Origin of the sequence: Acinetobacter sp. YH12138 (assembly GCF_015218525.1) — a bacterium.
GTDB lineage: Bacteria > Pseudomonadota > Gammaproteobacteria > Pseudomonadales > Moraxellaceae > Acinetobacter > Acinetobacter amyesii.
Genome location: NZ_CP048670.1, coordinates 1,674,910 through 1,695,780, shown reverse-complemented (window position 1 = coordinate 1,695,780; position 20,871 = coordinate 1,674,910). Strand labels below are relative to the sequence as shown.

The 20,871-nt window shown below is 37.9% G+C and carries 15 protein-coding genes and 1 pseudogene; 12 read left to right on the top strand and 4 right to left on the bottom strand.

Annotated features, from left to right (window positions below):
• Window positions 1-46: 46 nt before the first annotated feature.
• A pseudogene (locus G0029_RS18435) lies at window positions 47-760 on the top strand (TonB-dependent receptor domain-containing protein); the annotation flags it as partial.
• 107 nt (window positions 761-867) lie between these two features.
• On the opposite strand, the gene G0029_RS08220 reads toward G0029_RS18435, so the two are convergent.
• Both G0029_RS08220 and G0029_RS08215 read right to left on the bottom strand, forming a co-directional pair.
• Window positions 868-2,304 (bottom strand): amidase, encoded by a 1,437-nt coding sequence (locus G0029_RS08220; RefSeq protein WP_180107908.1) that lies wholly within the window; start codon window positions 2,302-2,304, stop codon window positions 868-870.
• 120 nt (window positions 2,305-2,424) lie between these two features.
• Entirely contained in the window at window positions 2,425-3,849 is a 1,425-nt protein-coding gene (locus tag G0029_RS08215; protein WP_180109743.1) for a PLP-dependent aminotransferase family protein, read from the bottom strand.
• A 197-nt stretch (window positions 3,850-4,046) separates the two neighbouring features.
• Between G0029_RS08215 and G0029_RS08210 the strand changes: the two genes are divergently transcribed.
• Window positions 4,047-4,862 (top strand): hypothetical protein, encoded by an 816-nt coding sequence (locus tag G0029_RS08210; protein ID WP_180109701.1) that lies wholly within the window; start codon window positions 4,047-4,049, stop codon window positions 4,860-4,862.
• Between the two features lie 209 nt (window positions 4,863-5,071).
• On the opposite strand, the gene G0029_RS08205 is transcribed toward G0029_RS08210, so the two are convergent.
• Window positions 5,072-5,230 (bottom strand): hypothetical protein, encoded by a 159-nt coding sequence (locus tag G0029_RS08205; protein ID WP_168379604.1) that lies wholly within the window; start codon window positions 5,228-5,230, stop codon window positions 5,072-5,074.
• Window positions 5,231-5,351: 121 nt separating this feature from the next.
• A complete protein-coding gene (locus G0029_RS08200; protein ID WP_194087866.1) occupies window positions 5,352-6,233 on the bottom strand; it encodes a LysR family transcriptional regulator in 882 nt (293 codons plus the stop codon).
• A gap of 163 nt (window positions 6,234-6,396) precedes the next feature.
• On the opposite strand from G0029_RS08200, the gene G0029_RS08195 reads away from it, so the two are divergent.
• From G0029_RS08195 to G0029_RS08150, 10 genes are all read left to right on the top strand, one after another.
• Entirely contained in the window at window positions 6,397-7,914 is a 1,518-nt protein-coding gene (locus tag G0029_RS08195; protein WP_180022890.1) for a CoA-acylating methylmalonate-semialdehyde dehydrogenase, read from the top strand.
• 15 nt (window positions 7,915-7,929) lie between these two features.
• Window positions 7,930-8,829, top strand: a complete 900-nt coding sequence (mmsB, locus tag G0029_RS08190) for a 3-hydroxyisobutyrate dehydrogenase (RefSeq protein ID WP_078190719.1) — start codon at window positions 7,930-7,932, stop codon at window positions 8,827-8,829.
• Window positions 8,830-8,909: 80 nt separating this feature from the next.
• The gene (locus G0029_RS08185; protein WP_180107905.1) at window positions 8,910-10,565 is read left to right on the top strand and encodes an AMP-binding protein; all 1,656 of its coding nucleotides are present in this window, start codon (window positions 8,910-8,912) and stop codon (window positions 10,563-10,565) included.
• Between the two features lie 120 nt (window positions 10,566-10,685).
• Window positions 10,686-11,813: an acyl-CoA dehydrogenase family protein gene (locus G0029_RS08180; protein WP_180040943.1), complete on the top strand. Its 1,128-nt coding sequence runs from the start codon at window positions 10,686-10,688 to the stop codon at window positions 11,811-11,813.
• Window positions 11,814-11,893: 80 nt separating this feature from the next.
• On the top strand, window positions 11,894-12,667 hold the full coding sequence (locus G0029_RS08175; protein WP_180107904.1) for an enoyl-CoA hydratase: 774 nt from the start codon (window positions 11,894-11,896) through the stop codon (window positions 12,665-12,667).
• 23 nt (window positions 12,668-12,690) lie between these two features.
• The gene (locus tag G0029_RS08170) at window positions 12,691-13,716 is read left to right on the top strand and encodes an enoyl-CoA hydratase/isomerase family protein (RefSeq protein ID WP_180107903.1); all 1,026 of its coding nucleotides are present in this window, start codon (window positions 12,691-12,693) and stop codon (window positions 13,714-13,716) included.
• A 202-nt stretch (window positions 13,717-13,918) separates the two neighbouring features.
• Window positions 13,919-15,256: an MFS transporter gene (locus tag G0029_RS08165; RefSeq protein ID WP_180107902.1), complete on the top strand. Its 1,338-nt coding sequence runs from the start codon at window positions 13,919-13,921 to the stop codon at window positions 15,254-15,256.
• 353 nt (window positions 15,257-15,609) lie between these two features.
• A complete protein-coding gene (locus G0029_RS08160) occupies window positions 15,610-16,956 on the top strand; it encodes a site-specific integrase (RefSeq protein ID WP_180109700.1) in 1,347 nt (448 codons plus the stop codon).
• Window positions 16,953-18,548, top strand: a complete 1,596-nt coding sequence (locus G0029_RS08155) for a site-specific integrase (RefSeq protein ID WP_218947996.1) — start codon at window positions 16,953-16,955, stop codon at window positions 18,546-18,548. The genes G0029_RS08160 and G0029_RS08155 overlap by 4 nt, the downstream gene beginning before the upstream one ends.
• Window positions 18,538-20,871, top strand: a complete 2,334-nt coding sequence (locus G0029_RS08150; RefSeq protein ID WP_180109699.1) for a hypothetical protein — start codon at window positions 18,538-18,540, stop codon at window positions 20,869-20,871. The genes G0029_RS08155 and G0029_RS08150 overlap by 11 nt, the downstream gene beginning before the upstream one ends.

The window sequence follows — 20,871 nt, the reverse complement described above, 5'->3', positions numbered from 1 at the left end:
CTTTGCCAATGTCAGTCGAAGCTTAGAAGCACCACATCCTTGGGCTTTAATTTGGGGTTCGGATCAAAAGTTCCCCGATGAAAGTGGCGCAGCGACGGGACGCCAAAATGCTCCGATTCATTTGAATAGTCAGACAGCGAATACTCTTGAACTAGGTGGGCGTGGTCAACATGCACTGGGTGAGTGGAATATTGCATATTACTATTCACAGGTTAAAAATGAACTGTTGGCTGTTGAAATCCAACCAGAGCCTAATCCGATAATTTACGAATCGAATGCTTCAGACACCATCCATCAGGGGCTAGAACTCGGTTTAAACAGTTCACTTTGGCAAAATGATGTATATGGACAAGTTCAACTGAAACAAGCCTATACTTTGAATGATTTTCACTATAAAAATGATGCGGTATTTGGAAAAAATGAACTTGCAGGTATACCAAAACACATCTATCAGGCTGAACTGAAATACGAACATCCTTTAGGATTTTATGTTGCGGTGAATACACTTTATGCCGCAAAGGTCGCAACCGACTATGCCAATAGTTTCTACGCAAAAGATTGGCAAATTTGGGGAGCATCATTCGGCTATATGCAACCACAAAAACAGTATTTGGCTTGGTTGGATTTCAGAAATATGGCCAATAAAAAATATGCATCTACCGTGACACCGGGCTATAACGATGCCGGCAAAGATCCTGCTCGTTTAACACCTGGTGAAGGTCGGGCGGTATATGCAGGACTGACGTATCATTTTAATTAAGCATCTTATATTCAAATACAGCGAACAATTAAAAAGCCTTATTCTGTGGATTTGAATAAAAAAAGGGAGCCAATCAGCTCCCTTTTTTTAACTCTTTGATTAGTTTGTTAAGCAGTTCGAGGCATATCCTGAATACGTCGCCATGGCTGAGCTTCTTCAATTTCATATGCCAGTTCAATTAAGGTTTTTTCATCACCGACATCGGCTGAAATTTGCATACTGATCGGTAGTCCATCGTTTTGCGTTTCTCCCATAGGAATCGACATGGCTGGAGCACCAACAACATTTTGGATGGGTGTAAAAGTCACATAGTTCTGTATACGTTCAAATAACTGGTCAAACGGTAATTGAGGTGACAAATAGCCGATTTTAGGTGTGGTATGTGCAAGTACAGGTGATAGCAACACATCGTAATGCTTAAAGATTTCACGATATTGTTGCTGCATTTTCTTTAATCGATACAGAAATAACGGGGTTTTATAAAAGTTCTTTTTATACAACTTCGATAAACCAACGGTTAAGTGATCTAACTCTTTTGGATTAAAGTCAGTACCAAAGATTTTCTTGCCAAAGGTACTCAGTAAAAAGGACAACATCCCCCAATATTCACTAAAATCTTCCACAAAGCTTAAGGCAAAAGGTAACTGAAGTTCTTCAACATGATGGCCTAATTTTTCTAAGAGTGCTGCGCTATGCATTAACGTTGCAGTTGTTTCGCTATCTATTTGCCCTGTAATCGATTGCGGGACTAAGCCTATGCGTAGTCGACGTTTAGAAGGGCCATGAATCATGCCTATGCGTGGCAGTTTTTTATTGTAATAACTTGACTCCATTCCTGCATAGAAATGCGCAGTATCTCGTATGCTACGGGTTAGGACACCTTCACTGATGATATTAATCGGAAGAGAAGCTGCTGCTTCACTGTCATAAGTACGGCCACGGCTAGGCTTTAATCCAATCAAACCGCAGCATGCAGCAGGGATACGAATCGAACCACCGCCATCATTGGCATGGGCAATCGGAACTACACCGGCTGCAACGAGAGCTGCGGAACCCCCTGAAGATGCACCGCAGGAATAACCTAAATGCCAAGGGTTATAGGTGGCTGATCCATCTTTATATTCGGTGCTGGCATTTAGACCAAATTCAGGGAGCTTGGATTTTCCTAATACGACAAAACCTTGATCTAAGATTTGTTGGCTAATTTGAGGATTACGATCGGCTGGTTTTGAACCTATGGCCTTTGAACCATGGCGTGAGGGCAAGCCTTGATAATCTAGATTATCTTTAAAGAAAAAAGGGACGCCCGCAAATAGACCATGTTCAACATATTGATTTTTCTCTAAAGCACGCTGAAAACAGTCTAATTCAATGGCATTTAGATGCGGGTTCACTTGTTCCGCACGTGTAATGGCCGCTAGTGTTATTTCCTGTACAGAGGCTTCTTTAGATTTGATGAGCTGTGCAATCCCCACAGCATCTAGATCTGTGAGTACATCCGAACTAAAGGCATGTATGCGTTGACTGTGTTTTTGATCTTCCATGAACTAACCTATTTGTTTTTTGAATTTTGGTAAATATTGAATGAATTCATTGCTCTCTCAACAACAAATATATGTATTTGAACATTATCTGGTTGAGCATAATAATGACAATAAAAATTGTCAAATATTCATCTGATCTGAAGAAAGTGCAGAGATTGTACTAAGGAGGGCATCTAAAGCCTGTTGAATCTCATCCTTCCATGCAAAGGAACAATTTAGACGGATATATTGAGTTTTGGCTTCTGATACGTTAAATAAACGGCCTGGAGCAACACCGATCTGCTGTTGAATTAAGGCTTCATAGACCGCCATGCTTTCAATATTTTCTGGTAGTTTTAACCAAAGAAAATAACCACTTGGATGATATTGTAATTTGCATCCAGTCGGTAGGCGGCTTTCTAAATAACGGTAAAACTGTAATTTATGTTGCTGTAGACTTTTTCTTAAGACCCGTAAATGTTTTTCATAATGATAATTTGAAATAAATTCCACCAAGGCATTTTGCAATAAGGTATTAACGGAAATCGTGCTCATAAGCTGTAAGTGTTGAATCGCTTGAGAGTATTTACCTGCATGCACCCAACCCACCCGAAATGCAGCGCCCAACGTTTTAGAAAAAGAAGAGCAATGTAAGACCATATTATTTTGATCAAAGTATTTCATTGAAACAGGTTTCTTAGACGCATAATGCATTTCTTCATACACATCGTCCTCAATTAAATGCACATGATATTGGTGTAAGAGCACGGCAATTTTTTGCTTGATTTCATCACTCACTGTGAAGCCCACAGGATTATGTGAATTCAGCATCAACCAACAGATCTTGACGGGATAAGTTTTTAAAATATGTTCAAACGCGGTTAAATCAAAACCGTCTTGTGGATGTTCAGGTAAGGTCACCACTTTAAGGCCTAAGCGCTCTGCAGCTTGCAAGGCGCCATAGAAAATATTTTGCTGTAACACAATATAATCACCCGGTGAGGCAATGGCTTGTAAGGAAAGATTCAGTGCATCCATACAGCCTGAGGTAATCACAATATCCTCTAGATCTGTGGCAATGCCTTGCATGCAATAACGCTGTGCAATCAACTTACGAAGGGCTAAATTACCGGGTGGAAGATTATCAATGGCATCGTAACTTTTAGGATTTCGGGAAATTTGCCCCATGATTTGGGTTAACTTTTTAGAAAAAACAATATCTTGAGATGGAAAGGCTGAACCCAATGGAATGATTTTTTCATCTTGTATTGATTTTAAATACTTAAAGACCAGAGAGTTAATTTCAACCGGTGTGTTTAAGGACACGATTTGAGTTTGTTCAGCTTCTATTTCGACTAAGCCTTGAGCTACATAGTAGCCTGATTTTTCACGTGCATAGATTAAGCCACGCGATTCCAACTCCTGATAGGCATTCATGACCGTGATCAAACTAAAACCGGACAACTGCACTTGTTCACGTAAAGACGGAAGTTTTTCGTGCGCTTTTAAAGTGCCATTTTCAATCAGTTGACGTAGGTGCTGAGCGAGCTGTTCCGATTTATACATAGTCATCAACAAGTCAAGATTCTGTTATAAATATATCAGTAAAAGTAGCCTTGCATTATATTTTTATAACAGATGAGTCTGTACTGTTATATGTTTTTTCAAATTCACTGTATCTAGTTTTAAGTTTGAATTTTTTATAAGGTGCATTGACCACAACACTTGTGGCGTCAAATGGTATGGAAGTTAGGGAGTTGAGTATGTTTAAAGCCAGTGAAGTAGATCTGATACAACATTTACTGGTGGATGTTCCATTGACAGATTCAACGCTGCATCTGCTGCAACAACAGCATACTAATTTAGAAGCGGTGCTGTTACGCAGTCGAATTTTGCGCCAAGTACAGCAAGTGGGCTATGTCAGTATTTGTCAGGAGCATATGCACGCCAAGGCTGAAAATGCTGCTTTTTTATTTGCACCATTTATCCTAGCGAATTTGAATCAGAAGGTGATCTACGCTACACCACAAAGCCCTGAAAATGTTGCGATATTGAATCGTTATTATCATGCTGAGGCTAAACTTAGCGCATTTAAAGTTGATGATGTTTTATCGGGACTCAATGTCTACATTGAGCTAAATAATGAACAGCTATCGCCAGCAGAATACTTCTATTTTAGTTTGATCAATAGCTTATGTAATCCGAAAGTTTCCAAAATTATTTGTATTACACATCTACATATCGACTTAGAAAAATTAAATCAGCTTGCTGAATATTTAGATGTTGAAATCCATGTCTTGGCGGATAAAGCTGAACCGATTGACTTTGATCTAAATAAAATCAATATGTTAAAGCTGCTATTTAAAGACAAAGATCAGCAATATATCGATTTATGTCAAAAATTTTCGTTTATTAATGCGCAAATTTTACAACGATTAGGTTTATATGAGTTTGACCGTGCGCAAGTCTTGGTAGAAGACATGTTTTATTCAGAACACATCTTTGAAAAAATGTCGGTATACGGTGAATATATTCAAACGCATCTACAGCACCAAGTTATAAAGCACAGTCCTGCATAAGCGATTCAGATGGGCAAGTAATTTTTATAGCTGTGAATTGATTACTTTAAAATGCAAAAAGCTTGTAAATCTAGACTTACAAGCTTTTTTAAAATTCAAATTTAAACCAAATTATTTGGTCTGATGATCAATATGAACTGATCATGAGCGAACATGAAATGTAAGATATACATACAATAGCGAGTTGTAATAAGTGAATAGATTATCGCTTAAGGTAGATAGGAATTATCTGCACCAACGACAAACGCTACACCAATACAGAATAAAAGCACATAGATCGAGAACCAAATAATGGCACGCTTAAAGGCCTTATCTGAAATTTCACTGTCTGCATATTTTTGCGGTTTTTTAGGCTCTTGATTGCTCATAAGATGTACTCTAAATCCCTAGTGGTTATAGGTGATTATTAGGGTATATCGCTTGAAAGCATAGATACAACATTCATCTAAATTTCTATAACAGTTATAGTTTAGAAGCAGCCATCCTGACTTAATCCATTAATAAACTATGATATTGATCGGTTCTTTTTCTCAAAAAGTCCCAGACCAGCTTAATGCGTGGCTCATGCTGTAAATCGACTAAGGTCAGCATCCAAAAGGTATGCACAAAACGAACATCTTGCGCCAAGACTTGTTCTAATTCGGGTTTTTCCTCGGCCAAAAACTTGGGCAATATTGCCAATCCTGCACCCGCACTCACGGCAATTTGTTGAGCTAAAATACTACTACTTCTAAAGTTTGCATTGAGCTGAATAGGTAAACGTTCTAAACAATACAGTTCAGGGCTATAGACTAAATCATCTATATAATTCACAAAAGTATGTGATTTTAAATCATCTAATGTATGAATGGGTTGCGTGTTTTTTAAGTATTCTTTACTGCCATAAATCTTTAAACAATAGTCTGCCAGTCGAGTAATGATATAAGGTCCAGATTTCGGTCGATCAATGGAAATAACAATATCTGCTTCACGATGTGAAAGCTTGATCATTTTCGGGACAGGAATAAGGTCGATCGTCAGTAGAGGGTATTTTTTGGACAATTCTGCCAAGAGCTGTGTCAAAAATGCTGTTCCAAATCCTTCGGGTGTGCCAATTCGCACACGACCTTGCATAGGTTGGTTGGGTTTTTCGATTTGTAAAAATGCCTGTTCCATTTGTTCAACGCGAGGAACCAGTGCCAAACCTTCTAAAGTGAGCTCATAACCTGTGGCTTCACGTTTAAATAATGGTGTGCCTAAAGCCAGTTCTAGCGCATGTATACGTCGAGAAACCGTACTGTGCTCAACACCGATAATACGGGCGGTATTGGTTAGGGTTTTCGCACGAGCCAAAACCAAAAAATACTGTAAATGATCCCAGTCTACTTTCATTGTTATTGTCATCCCTGTGCATATTTGCACATCAATCGTGCGTGAATCTCTATTGGTAGTCAAAATTTTCTTTGCTAGTTTGAAGTGAATTGGAAAATATAAATATAAGGCTTTTGGATATTTTCTAAGTCAGTACAAAACAATAAGTGCCTATGGAGAGGTCATGAACACAATGTCAAATATTCAGTCAGCAACGGCTAAATTATTAATTAACGGTAAATTTGTAGAGTCAAACACTACAGAGTGGCAAGACATTTTAAATCCTGCAACTCAAGAGGTTTTAGGTCGTGTTCCAATGGCGACTATGGAAGAAGTGGATGCAGCGATTGCTTCAGCGCACGAGGCTTTTAAAACTTGGCGCTTAACACCCGTACAAGCACGTATGCGCATTATGTTGAAGCTACAAGATCTGATCCGTAGCAATATGAAAGAGATTGCCCGTGTACTGACGGCTGAGCAAGGAAAGACGCTAGCAGATGCCGAGGGTGATATTCAACGTGGTTTAGAAGTCGTTGAGCATGCGTGTTCGGTTGGCACACTTCAAATGGGCGAATATATAGAAGGTGTTGCACGTGGTGTGGATACCTATACCTTGCAGCAACCTTTGGGTGTATGTGCAGGAATTACACCATTTAACTTTCCTGCGATGATTCCACTGTGGATGTTTCCAATGGCGATTGTCAGTGGAAATACCTTTGTTTTAAAGCCATCTGAACAAGATCCATTATCGACCATGATGCTTGTCGAACTTGCGATTGAAGCCGGTATTCCAGCAGGTGTATTAAACGTAGTGCATGGTGGTAAAGACGTTGTTGATCGTTTATGCACACATCAAGCTATTAAGGCCATTTCATTTGTAGGCTCTACAGCCGTTGGTACACATGTATATAACCTTGCAGGACAGCATGGAAAACGTGTGCAGTCGATGATGGGGGCTAAAAACCATGTCGTGGTAATGCCGGATGCCAATAAAGAACAAACTTTAAATGCCCTCGTTGGTGCAGCATTCGGTGCGGCAGGTCAGCGTTGTATGGCTTTGTCGGTTGCTGTCATGGTTGGTGAAAGTAAAGAATGGGTCAATGAACTGGTTGAAAAAGCCAAAACGCTGAAGGTCAATGCAGGGCATGAGCCGAATACCGATATTGGCCCAGTTATTTCACCTCGCGCAAAAGCACGTGTACTGGATTTAATTCAAAGCGGTGTAGAGCAAGGTGCGGAGTTGCTGCTGGATGGTCGTGATGTTCAAGTCATAGGCTATGAGCAAGGAAACTTTGTCGGAGCAACGATTTTTAATCAAGTTTCAACTGATATGCGTATCTATACCGAAGAGATCTTTGGACCTGTATTAGCCATTATTCATGTCGATACTCTGGAGCAGGCGATTGAATTAATTAATGCCAATCCATTTGGCAACGGTGTCGGACTATTTACACAAAGCGGTGCAGTCGCACGTACATTCCAAAGCGATATCGATATTGGTCAAGTGGGTATCAATATTCCAATTCCTGTACCTGTACCTTTCTTTAGCTTTACAGGATCGCGTGGTTCAAAACTGGGTGACTTAGGTCCATATGGTAAGCAAGCAGTTCAGTTCTATACACAAACCAAAACGATCACCAGTCGTTGGTTCGAAGATACACAAGAAAAAGGTGAAGTGAATACCACCATTAACCTACGTTAATTTAGGAGTTCAAGGATGAATATTGCCTTTATCGGTTTAGGAAACATGGGCGGAAAAATGGCCCAAAACCTACTCAAAGCAGGTTTTACGGTTTACGGTTTCGACTTAAGCGAAATTGCGATTCAGCATTTTACTGAAGCAGGTGGCATTGTTTGCCAAAGCCCACAAGATGCAGCGAAACAAGCAGATGTTGTGATTAGCATGTTGCCTGCTGCCAAGCATGTCAAAGAAGTGTATTTGGGAGAAAATGGTGTATTAGCGGTAATGAAAGCAGGAAGCTTATGTATCGATAGCAGTACCATTGATCCGCAAACCATTAAGGATATAGCCGAGGCGGGTGCTGCACATCAGATAAAAATCTGTGATGCACCTGTTTCAGGCGGCACTATTGGTGCTCAGGCAGGTACATTAACCTTTATGGTCGGTTCAGATGATCAAACTTTTGAAAGAACCAAAGCTGTATTGGGGCACATGGGTAAAAACATTGTGCATTGTGGTGATGTGGGTGCAGGTCAAATTGCGAAAATTTGCAATAACTTGATTCTTGGTATTTCCATGGCAGCCGTTGCTGAAGGTATGGCGCTCGGTGCGCGTCTGGGGATTGATCCTCAAGCCTTAGCAGGTGTGGTGAATAGTTCGAGCGGACGTTGCTGGAGTTCGGATGTATGTAATCCATGGCCGGGTATCTCAGCAAATGCACCTGCAGGACGTGGCTATACCGATGGTTTTGCAACGCAGTTGATGTTGAAAGATTTAGGATTGGCTGTAGAAGCCGCAGGACAAGTCAAACAGCCGATTATTTTAGGTGGACTGGTTCAGCAGATGTATCAACAGCTGTGTTTACAAGGTAATGCACACTTAGATTTTTCAAGCATCGTGCAGCAATATTTACCTAAGGATGCTGAATCACATTGAACACCAATCTAGCCTAGGGATGGCTAAAAATACTAATACTCGTGTCGGAATAACAATAAATTGAGACTGAGGTAGAGAAGATGTCGAATTATCAAGATGTTGCAAAGGCATTTGACTTAAATCATGCTGCCAAAGAAATGTTATCAGGCTCTTTAGAGCAATTAAATGCATGTTATGAATGCTGCGACCGTCATGCGATTGATCAAAATAAGGTCGCACTATATTGGCAAGGTAAAGATGGGCGGAAAGAACAATATACCTTTGCAGAGCTGCAACAGTGGTCAAGCCAATTTGCCAATTTTTTAAAGTCACAGGGTGTGCAAAAAGGTGATCGTGTATCGGGTTTATTACCCCGTACAGTTGAATTACTTGTGGTGATTTTAGGGGCTTGGCGAATAGGTGCTGTATATCAACCGCTATTTACCGCCTTTGGCCCCAAAGCCATTGAACATCGTTTACACCTTGCACAAAGCAAATTGGTGATTAGCGATGTTGGTAATCGCAGTAAATTAGATGAAGTTGCACATTGTCCTCAAATCGTTACTGTTGCAGATCCAGCGGGTCAAGGGATACAACAGGGAGATTTAAACTTTTGGGATGAAGTAAACGCACAGTCTACAGATTGTGAAATTGTCCTACAGAGCATCAATGATCCATTTCTTTTGATGTTTACTTCAGGTACTACAGGTCCTGCAAAGCCCTTAGAAGTCCCGCTTAAAGCTTTGATCGCTTTTGGTCAATATATGAAAAATGCGGTAGGGCTACGTGAAGATGATTCGTTTTGGAATATTGCCGATCCGGGTTGGGCTTATGGTTTGTATTACGGAATTACTGGGCCACTTTTACTTGGACATGCAACACTCTTTTACGAAGGTGGTTTTAGCATTGATAGTTTGTGTCAGATCGTAGATGACTACAAAGTGACGAACCTTGCAGGCGCACCGACAGCGTATCGAATGATGATGGCGGCTGATCCTGAACAAATGTCAAAACTCAAAGGGAAATTTAGAGTCGTGAGTAGTGCTGGAGAGCCGCTTAACCCTGAAGTGTTCCGCTGGTTTAAACAAGTTTTAGATGCACCGATCTTTGACCATTATGGTCAGACTGAAGTTGGTATGGTGGTGTGTAATCACCATGGTTTACAACATGATATTCGCGCAGGTGTCGCAGGTTATGCCAGTCCGGGATATCGCGTGGCGGTTGTTGATGAACAAGGGCAAGAGCTAGCTGCAGGAACGCCAGGAGTACTGGCTGTCGATATTAGTCAATCACCGATGATGTGGTTTGGTGGCTATAAAGAAAGTCGTAAGTCACCCTTTGTAAAGCATTATTACCTCACGGGTGATACCGCAGAATTACACGCAGATGGCAGTATGAGCTTCGTTGGTCGTAATGATGATGTGATTACCACATCAGGTTATCGTATCGGGCCATTCGATGTTGAAAGCGCTTTACTTGAGCATGATGCAGTGATTGAAGCTGCGGTCATTGGTGTACCTGATCCGGATCGGACAGAAATTGTAAAAGCTTTTGTGATTTTAGCTGAGCATGTCACAGCGTCAGAAGAGTTAGCAGAGCAACTAGGGCAATTTGTGAAAAAGCGCTTATCTGCACATGCTTATCCACGATTGGTGGAGTTTGTTCAAGAACTGCCGAAAACCCCAAGTGGAAAAATTCAGCGTTTCTTATTAAGAAATCAAGAGATTGCGAAACAATCCACGCAGCATGCAAGTTAAATGACGTAACGATTAACCCTAAATGAATGCCGAACAATCAGGATCAAAATCAAGCTTTCATTCAGTTCTAGTCATTTTCAAACTGGATGAAAGCAATTGATTGATGTACAGGAAGATAAGATGCAATTTACCGAAGAACAATTATTAATTCAGGACATGGCACGCAGTTTCGCACAGGAACAAATTAAACCTCAAGCGGCTGAATGGGATAAAAACGGTACCTTTCCCAAAGCGGCATTAGCGCAGATGGGAGAACTGGGTTTATTGGGTATGTTGGTATCAGATGAATGGGGTGGTTCAGATACAGGTAATCTTGCCTATGTTATGGCTTTAGAAGAGATTGCCGCGGCCGATGGGGCAACCTCAACCATTATGAGTGTACATAACTCGGTAGGCTGTGTTCCTATTGCTAAATTTGGCACAGAAGAACAAAAGCAGAAATATTTAGTGCCTTTAGCACAAGGCAAAATGATCGGTGCATTTGCATTAACTGAGCCACATACGGGTTCAGATGCTGCTGCCATTAAAACTCGTGCAGTAAAAGATGGCAATGAATGGGTGATTAATGGTGCTAAGCAGTTTATTACCTCGGGACATAATGCAGGGGTCATTATTGTCTTTGCTGTGACTGACCCAAGTGCAGGGAAAAAAGGCATGAGTGCTTTTATTGTCCCAAGAGAAACACCTGGTTATGAAGTGATTCGTACTGAAGAAAAGCTTGGATTACATGCCTCAGATACCTGCCAAATTGCACTCACAGACGTGCGAGTGCATGAAAGCCTGATGTTAGGAAAAGAAGGTGAAGGTTTGAAAATCGCCTTATCAAATCTAGAAGGCGGTCGTATTGGTATAGCGGCGCAAGCGGTTGGTCTTGCACGAGCAGCATTAGAAGAAGCAACCCGATATGCCAAAGAGCGTATTACTTTTGGAAAGCCGATCTTTGAACATCAGGCAGTTGCGTTCCGATTGGCAAGTATGGCAACAGAAATAGAAGCTGCACGCCAATTGGTCTATCACGCGGCACGTTTAAAAGAAGCAGGACAACCTTGTTTAAATGAAGCGTCTATGGCCAAGCTTTTTTCGTCTGAAATGGCTGAACGTGTTTGCTCCGCAGCATTACAAGTCTTTGGTGGTTATGGTTATCTCAAAGATTTCCCGATAGAGCGTATATATCGTGATGCACGTATTTGCCAAATCTATGAAGGCACAAGTGATATCCAACGTTTAGTGATTGCCCGAAGCTTATAACGTTGTCTTTAAGACATTTAAAACGACAAGGCTTCAGACGAAGCCTACTTATAAATATTGAACAAATATAGGGATATTACATGCAATTTGAAACGATTCTACTCGAAAAGAACAATGGTGTTGGACTCATTACTTTAAATCGTCCTCAGGCCTTAAATGCGTTAAATAGTACATTAATTCAAGACCTTAATTCTGCCTTGGATGATTTAGATCGAGACCCTGCCATCGGCTGTATGGTTATTACAGGTTCAGAAAAAGCCTTCGCCGCTGGTGCAGATATTAAAGAAATGGCTGAACTGAGTTTTCCAAATATTTATTTGGATGATTTTTTTCATCTGGCAGATCGAATTGCTCAGCGCCGTAAACCTCTAATCGCAGCTGTCAGTGGTTATGCGTTAGGTGGAGGCTGTGAGTTAGCGCTCATGTGTGACTTTATTTACTGTGCCGACAATGCAAAATTCGGTTTACCAGAAGTGACATTGGGAGTAATCCCAGGGATAGGTGGGACACAGCGCTTAACGCTTGCTATAGGTAAGGCCAAAGCCATGGAAATGTGTCTGACTGCGAGACAAATGGGCGCAGTAGAAGCAGAGCAGAGTGGTTTAGTTGCTCAAGTCTTCCCTAAAGAGGAGTTGGTCGAAAAGACCTTAAAAGCTGCTGAAAAAATAGCCGAAAAATCTGTAGTCGCAACCATGATGATCAAAGAGTCAATTAACCGTGCATTTGAAGTCAGTTTGCAAGAAGGTTTACGTTTTGAACGTAGAACATTCCATTCGATTTTTGCCACTCAAGATCAAAAAGAAGGCATGCAAGCATTTGTTGAAAAGCGCCAAGCCAATTTTAAAGACAATTAAAAATAAAAAAGGATTATATGGATATGAGTACAAATAACTTAATGATTGAAGAACATGGACATTTAGGCCAAATCAGTTTAGATCGCGTGGCAAGTTTAAATGCCTTGTCTTTGGAAATGATTCAGGGAATTCAACAGCAATTAGGGCTATGGGCTGATCAAACTAATATTCATGCCGTACTTATTCGCTCAAATAGTCCCAAAGCATTTTGTGCAGGTGGAGATATTCGCTATCTCTATGATAGTTACATGAATGGTAAAGAAGATCATCAAGCTTATTTTCAAGCTGAGTATGAAATGCTGAATAGCATTCGTGCCTATGAAAAACCCATTATTGTCATACTCGATGGCTATGTACTTGGCGGTGGATTTGGCTTAGCGCAAGCATGTCATGTGCTTGTGAGTAGCGAAAAATCTAGATTTGCCATGCCTGAAACTGCCATTGGATTTTTCCCAGATGTGGCTGCGACACACTTTTTATCACGTTTAGATGATATTGGTGTGTACATGGCAACTACGGGCGATCAAATCAGTGCTAGCGATGCGTTGTATCTAGATTTGATTGACTACCATGTTCCGAGTGAGCAACTTGTTCAATTAGAAGAAGATTTAAGAAATTCCAAGCATCTCAGCAAAGAAAATATTGAACAATTGATTGCGAAATATATTACTCGACCAGTGGAAAGTGAACTCAGTCAAAATGCAGATTTAATTCGTAAGCATTTTGGTTTTGAGAGCATTGATGCCATTGAAAATAGTCTTGAAAATGAACAGCATAATGATGCTCAAGCGTGGGCGTTAAAAATACGCAATACCTTGGAACAACGATCTCCAATCGCGAAAAGGATCAGTTTGCAACTCCAACATTTAGGTCGAGGTCTTTCACTAAAGCAATGCATGCAAATTGAACGACATTTACAAGACGTTTGGTTTCAACATGGCGATATTGTTGAAGGTGTGCGTGCATTAATTGTGGATAAAGACAAACAGCCAAAGTGGCAACAGTCCAGTCCGACTTTAGACAAAATAATGGAGGAAATATCTATTTAATCAGTAGGTTTATATTTTTAACGGTTCAAACCCTTGGTCAATATTCATATTTGATTTTATGTTCGATATGAACCAGTGACTCAGCGTAAATTAAACACATATAAGATCTAAAAATATTGATTTTCATGAAGAAAATCATCATACAAATCAAGCATCGTGAAAATGCAACGTAGAAATATCTTGCAGAATAAGGAAGATAACAATGCAAAATGTACAGGGAAACACAGCTCCACCAGCTAAGTCCTCGCATCGTTTAGCGGGTATTTCCAGCATGGTGGGTACAACCATCGAATGGTATGACTTTTTTATCTATGGTGCTGCCGCAGCACTCATTTTCAATCGACTTTTTTTCCCAAATCTTGATCCATTAACTGGCGTATTGGCAGCATTTGCCACTTATGCTGTAGGCTTTATTGGTCGACCACTTGGTGGCATTGTTTTTGGTCATTTTGGCGATAAAATCGGTCGTAAATCAATGTTATTGGTCACATTAATGTTGATGGGTATTCCAACGGTGATGATTGGGTTGTTACCGACATTTGAAACCATTGGTTATTGGGCAACGGTCTGTTTAATTATTTTAAGATTTATACAGGGCATGGCCATGGGTGGAGAATGGGGCGGAGCAGTCCTCATGGCGGTAGAGCATGCGCCAGCGGGTAAAAAAGGCTTTTGGGGAAGTTTACCGCAAGCCAGTACAGGTGGTGGTTTATTGCTCGCTTCGGTAGCTTTAGGCTTAGTCTCAATGTTACCTGAAGAAGCGTTATTTAGCTGGGGTTGGCGTCTACCATTTTTAGCCAGCATTATTTTACTGGCTGTAGGTTGGTATATTCGTGTGAAAGTGCCTGAGTCGCCAGACTTTGAAAAAGTTAAAGCGCAAACCGAAACAATTAAAGTTCCAGCAAAACAGGTATTTAAGAATCATCCTAAGCAGTTGATTACGATTATTTTATCTCGAGCTGCTGAAAATGCTTGGTTCTATTTGGCATCGACATTTGCTTTAGCCTATACCACCACACAGCTAAATATTCCTAGGCAAGATATCTTGTTTGCAACGATTTGTGGTGCTGCAGTCATCATGGTTATTACGCCAATTTTTGGACATTTGTCTGATAAAGTTGGGCAAAAAAACATGTTTAGATTTGGTTTATGCGTACTGGCTTTATACAGCTATCCATTTTTTGCGATGTTAAATACTAAAGATCCAGTATTGGTTTGGACGGCCATTGTGATTGGTATTGGTGTAGTTTTTCCTTTGATGTATGCGCCGCAGTCACAGTTATTTTCGCGCCAATTTCCAGCAGAAATACGTTATAGCGGTATTTCAATCTCAGTTCAATTTGCAGGCGTGCTAGGTGGTGGTTTAGCACCATTAATCGCGACGAAATTGCTAAGTATTGGTGATGGAAGCCCTAATTTAATTATTGCCTATATTTCAGGCTTTGCAGTGATTGCGATTATTGCATCATCATTTTTAAAGCCAGATCAAATAGAGCAAAAGACTAAAGTATTTAGTAGTGAGGAAATCAAATCTTCCTAAATCAACAATCAGGAAAACAGTGGACTGATTTAAATATAGAAATACATATGTACAGCCATAACAACAATTGTTATGGCTTTTTCTTGCCTAAGGATTGTGGCAGGACAAATTTATTTTTAGCGAAGCTTAGGAACATAGCAATTTGAATACAGTTGATGTGCAAGAGCTGTGAATTATCATCTTTGTAAATAAAGCTTAAACATTTCGTATAATGTATATTATGTTAAATCCGATACACCTAACAATAACTTCATATTTTTCTTTCTTGAACTAAGATTCAATAACTTAACTAATTTCTATTTCAATCATAAAATATGATATGTTGACCTTAAGAATAATTCATAAACTTTACTATGTTTGCTTTAAAAACAATTCATTTAGAAAAGAAAGTCTCAAACGAAAATCAAATTATTCTTTTATTTGATTTAGATTCATTCTGTCCATGTATGTACCCTATGCTGTACACCATGAAATTTCTTAGATTTCAAAGTATCTCTACGCAGCATGCAGATTTAATCGCAATAAAATTTTGGTATGAATTTTGGTTTGAAAAGTTTGCCACGTCCTTTTGTGAGTCGTTCTATTCGACATCCTATAATTTTGAGATCATTCAATGTGAAATTGATAATTTCATTGTTTACTTAGAAAATAATAAAAAACTTGAAAGTAATCTTATACGGCTAAGCAATTCAGAACATATTAATTACACAACAATTGGTCATAGAGTTAGATCCTTCTTAAAGTTTTACAACTTCTTGATTAATGAATACTTAAGCATGCAATCACAGCCACAACTTACGTTGAAGGAAATTCAAAAAATTAAAGAAAACTTGAATAAATATATGACAATAAAGAAAAAAATTATAAATAATTTTTCAAAAGCCAATAAGACAATTAAAAGTGAGATAAATCATAATTTTAAGAGCATGAATCAGGAAATGATTAAAGGATTGTATTCAGTCATTTCACCAAGTAACTCTAATAAATACAATGAATTAAATCCTTTTAGATCTAAAAATGTACAACTCAGAAACTTTCTGATCATACATCTCATGCTCAACTATGGTCTTAGAATTGGTGAGCTTATGCTACTAACAACCAACTCTATTAAAAAATCAATTCAGAATCATAGTTTTAGTTTAATTATTACAAATACAGATGATGAGTTCGATGATCGATCAAAAAAGCCAAAAATCAAAAATGAATATTCGTACCGAGTAATTAAACTGCAGGAACGAGACTACAGAATTCTTCAAATCTATATAAATGAAATCCGAAAAGAAATTCCTTCACATATCTTATTTACATCCTTAAAGCCTCCCTATTCTGCTTTAAGTTATGCCAGTGTTAAAAAGATATTTGATCAAGTAGATTCGTCATTAAAAGCATTATTACCTGAGTGTTTTGATACTTCAGCATATGATTCAATAGAACGTCTCACTCCGCACGTTTGTAGACATTCTTGGGCTTATATGATGTTAAGCTTTTCTTTTGAGAAGTATAAGAAAGAAAATGATAGTCACTCTGATCTCAGGCAAAGTGTAAATGATGCTCTGCTAGATGCACAGCATGATCTAAGAGCCTTAGGTGGTTGGTCACCTACAAGTAAAATGCCCATATATTATGGTAAACGCTTTATTGTAGAACGTGCTAATTTTATGAACTTGGCTCGGATAATTGATTCTAGTATTAAATTATGAATGATAAGAATATACCTCAACTTAGTCTAGATTTTGAAAAAAATGATGATAGTCCTAGTGACTTTATTATTTTCCATGATGCTGACCTTAGGCTCATAGAGTCTTTACACTTACCGGCAATCATCCGATTCTATAGAGCTGATAAATTTGATAGCAAGTTCGTTCAAACATCTAACGATGTTTGGAATTTTTCATATTCAGGGAAAAAACTTCACTTAAACTTCTCTAACTTCAGTACGTCAGAGAAAAAATTGGCTAAATTTTTTCTAGCTAATTACATTCAAATTAATACACCATCTGCACTTGAAGCTAAATTACAAGCTTACACTTTTGTAATAAAGTCGCTAAAAACTAGAGACTTAAAGCTTGATTATCAGAATGCGAAATCTTTACTGGTTGATTTAGCAAAAGCCGATAATTCTACATACTATTACCATTTTAAGTTCTTAGTGAAGCTACTATTTCTCGAGAACTTTTCATGCTTTGATCTTGATCAGGAATATGAGTTGGAATTTCTTGAACGTCCTAAAGCATTTAATTCAAGTTTATATTACCAGCAATACGAAGATACGATCGACTATCCTCTTATTTCAATGATTCAACAAGGCTTTATCAAGTTAAACCAAGCTATCAAAGATGATTTTCAAGGTATCGATAAACAAACATTACTTTATTCATCAATACTTGGTTTGGTGTATGCAACTGGTCATAGACCTGTACAATTAGCAAAACTATCTGCTGAAGACATAAAGATAGATACCACACGCACTACAGATCATTTTCATCGCTATAGCATACTAGTTCCCTATGCGAAACAATCACGTTATGTACATGAAAAGATCGCAGTCAAATTACCAGAAGAAGTTGCTAAAATCATTATTGCTTATATCGAAAGATTTAACTTAAGTCCAAAAGATAAGTTATTTGATTTAGGGGAAAATTCTGCACGCTTTTGCTCAAAAGCGATTAATACACAATTATTTGATTTTGCTTCCGAAGAGTACAAAGAAGCTGTTCTTGCAGATGAAATGATAAAGCAAAAGTACTCATTTTCTGATTTTAGGCATCATGTTGGCTATAGTTTGGCAATGGCTGGGGCTTCTGCTGAAGAAATTGCTTATATCTTAGGTCATTCTTCTATTGTAACTGCTAGACATTATATTTTCTCTACCCCTGAACTTGCTCAAATTAGAGCACAGGCACTTGGGAAAAATTCCTTATATCGACAAATGATCGCCATGCTCCTGACTGGAAGGCTCGTTTATAAGAAAGATTGGCAACAGAAAAAAGTACTAGGAAATATTGGTAGCAAAATTCATTACGATATTGGTGGGTGCTCCTACGAAGACAATTGTTTATTTCAACCAGTTCGTAATTGCTATGGCTGTATGTACTTTTATCCTTTTATTGATGCTAACCATAATCATATTTTAGAAAGTATACAAAGCGAAATCAATGATCTGATCAAATTATCAGACGGTATAGGTGTATCTAGAAACCCATTGATACGAGTGCATGAGTCAACTAAATTCGAAATTGAATCCGTAATAGCTCGTTGTGCATTACAGAAGGATGATATTTATGAACAATGAAAAATATAATATTTTTATAGATGAACAAAAGAGTTATTTTAATGAGAATTTGCAGTCTAACTTCAAATGGGATTGGAATGATTCAGTTTGGTATGGTGGTACAATAGGATCTGGTTGGTTACTGTCAAGAAGTGGTAAAGTAAATTTTACTTTCAGCACAATTAAAAGATTAAAAGGTGTTGAAAACACTACTATAAATACAGATTTTCAAGAGTTTATTAAATCTGTGCTCATTCTTAGTTATCGTAAGTCCAATTCTAAAGCATCCCCTCAAAAACTTTATGCAGAATTTTTAATTCTTAAACGATGGTACAGCGCTTTATATACTGAAAAAATCGAGAGCATACATCCCTGTCAGTTATCAACATTAATCTTAAATAAGTCTTTTGAAATTTTGGCAGAAAACTCAAGTAGAATGAATCTGCCTGACCATGTTGGAACTTACAGAAGATTGCAAGAAATAATAAATCATTATGCTTTTACTAAACAACCATTAGAATTTTCTCAAAAATACTTATACATAAATCGACAAAATAGAACCCCTAATGCTAGAAAAACTAAAGCATTAATAGATCAATTAGAGTTAGATGAAGATGATCTAGATAAGGATAAGCTCATTTCGATTCGAACATTCATCAATATTGTTTCTTTAATAAGCTTATGTAGTACAAATGGTGAAAAGATAGTACTAAATATTTTACTATTACTTATAGTCACTGGTTTACGTTCTACAGAAGCCTTTCTTTTAAAAACTGATGCTTTGATAAAAAAACCTATTCTTGACCCTTTAACCAAAGAGCATTTAGCTTTGGATGGCATTAAGCAATACACAGTTGGCATTCAGTATCATGGAGCAAAAGGTTCTGGCTACCGTATTCATTGGGTAGAACCTCTTGCTGTTCCTATTATAGAAAGTATATTCTCAAATGTATTATCTCTAACACAGCCCTACCGAGACTATATAAAATATATCCGCGGGAAAAATATAAAGGATTTTTTACCTAAAGAGATTGATGATATTAATTCTGATTTTGTTGAAATAGATGATTTAATTAAATATTTTTTTGGTATCAATGAGGAGTATAAAGTAACTAATGACTCAAAACGTAGAGTTATTATGGATAATGCTAGATTTACTGGATTAAAACCTAGTTTCATTGATAAATCTGAAAAACAATTTAAGCGATATTATAGTAAAAAAGATTTAAATGATTATGTGATTAGTTTGAAAACATACAATATTGATAATCCGTTTAATCATATTTTTAATTATGAAAATAAATTAATCAACCTACCATTTGAAGACATTTTATTTATTCATGAATATAGATCTACAAATGTTAAGCAAGTATTATCAAATAAAACGAATATTATGCCATTTCATGCAACAATAATTAATAATTTTTTTGGAAATGGCAGAAATATATCGATTTTCCAAAAATACCTTTTACTTGAAAATAAAGATGAATACTCAAAGATAACAACACATATTCCTCGACATAATATAAATACTTTTTTAGCTTTGAGTGTTATATCTGAACATTTACAGGCCATGCTCATGGGACGCATAGATATAAAGCAAAATCAATATTATCAACACTTAGCGTTAAAACAACGTAAAGTCACAGCTAGTTTGTTAGAGAAATATGAATTGACACTTTACAAAAACGATAAACAGGAAATAAAGTCAGACTATCCAATTGATTCTATAAAACATGATGGATTAATGTACTTTTCAGAAAAATTGGATCTAGAAAATAATTTAAAGATGAATTTACAAACCTTTGACTCGAAAAATGAAGTAGCGAGTTATATAAGGGAATCCTTCTTCGATGAATATTTTCAAGATATCGCTCAATCTTTTAATGAATTAGTTAAAGAAGATCGATCATTGGCTAACTCATTAGTTCAACGCCATGCTTGTTTGCACCCTTTACCTTTTGGTGGTTGTATGCGTGATGTGGCTGTGCACGATTGTCCTAAACGTCTTGCATGCCAATCAGGTGATCAATGTGGAAACTTTGCTTTAACTGGACGTAAAGGTGAATTAGAAGCCCTACAACATACTTTGAATGAATTACTAGATAAGTTTGTACAAATAGAGCAAATCGTAATCCATGATTCATCTTATAGCGAAATGCTTGAGGGCTTACGTAAAAAAATACTTTATTTAAGTGATTTAAAAACAAAAGCACTTGATAAGCAAAATAGTTTAACTCCTGTTCCTGTTTTTCCTTATGGTGATGCTATTACTAAATTACCAACAACCTTAAGTGAACTATTCGCTATAGAACAGCAAAAAATTGAAACCAAGGAAGCCTGA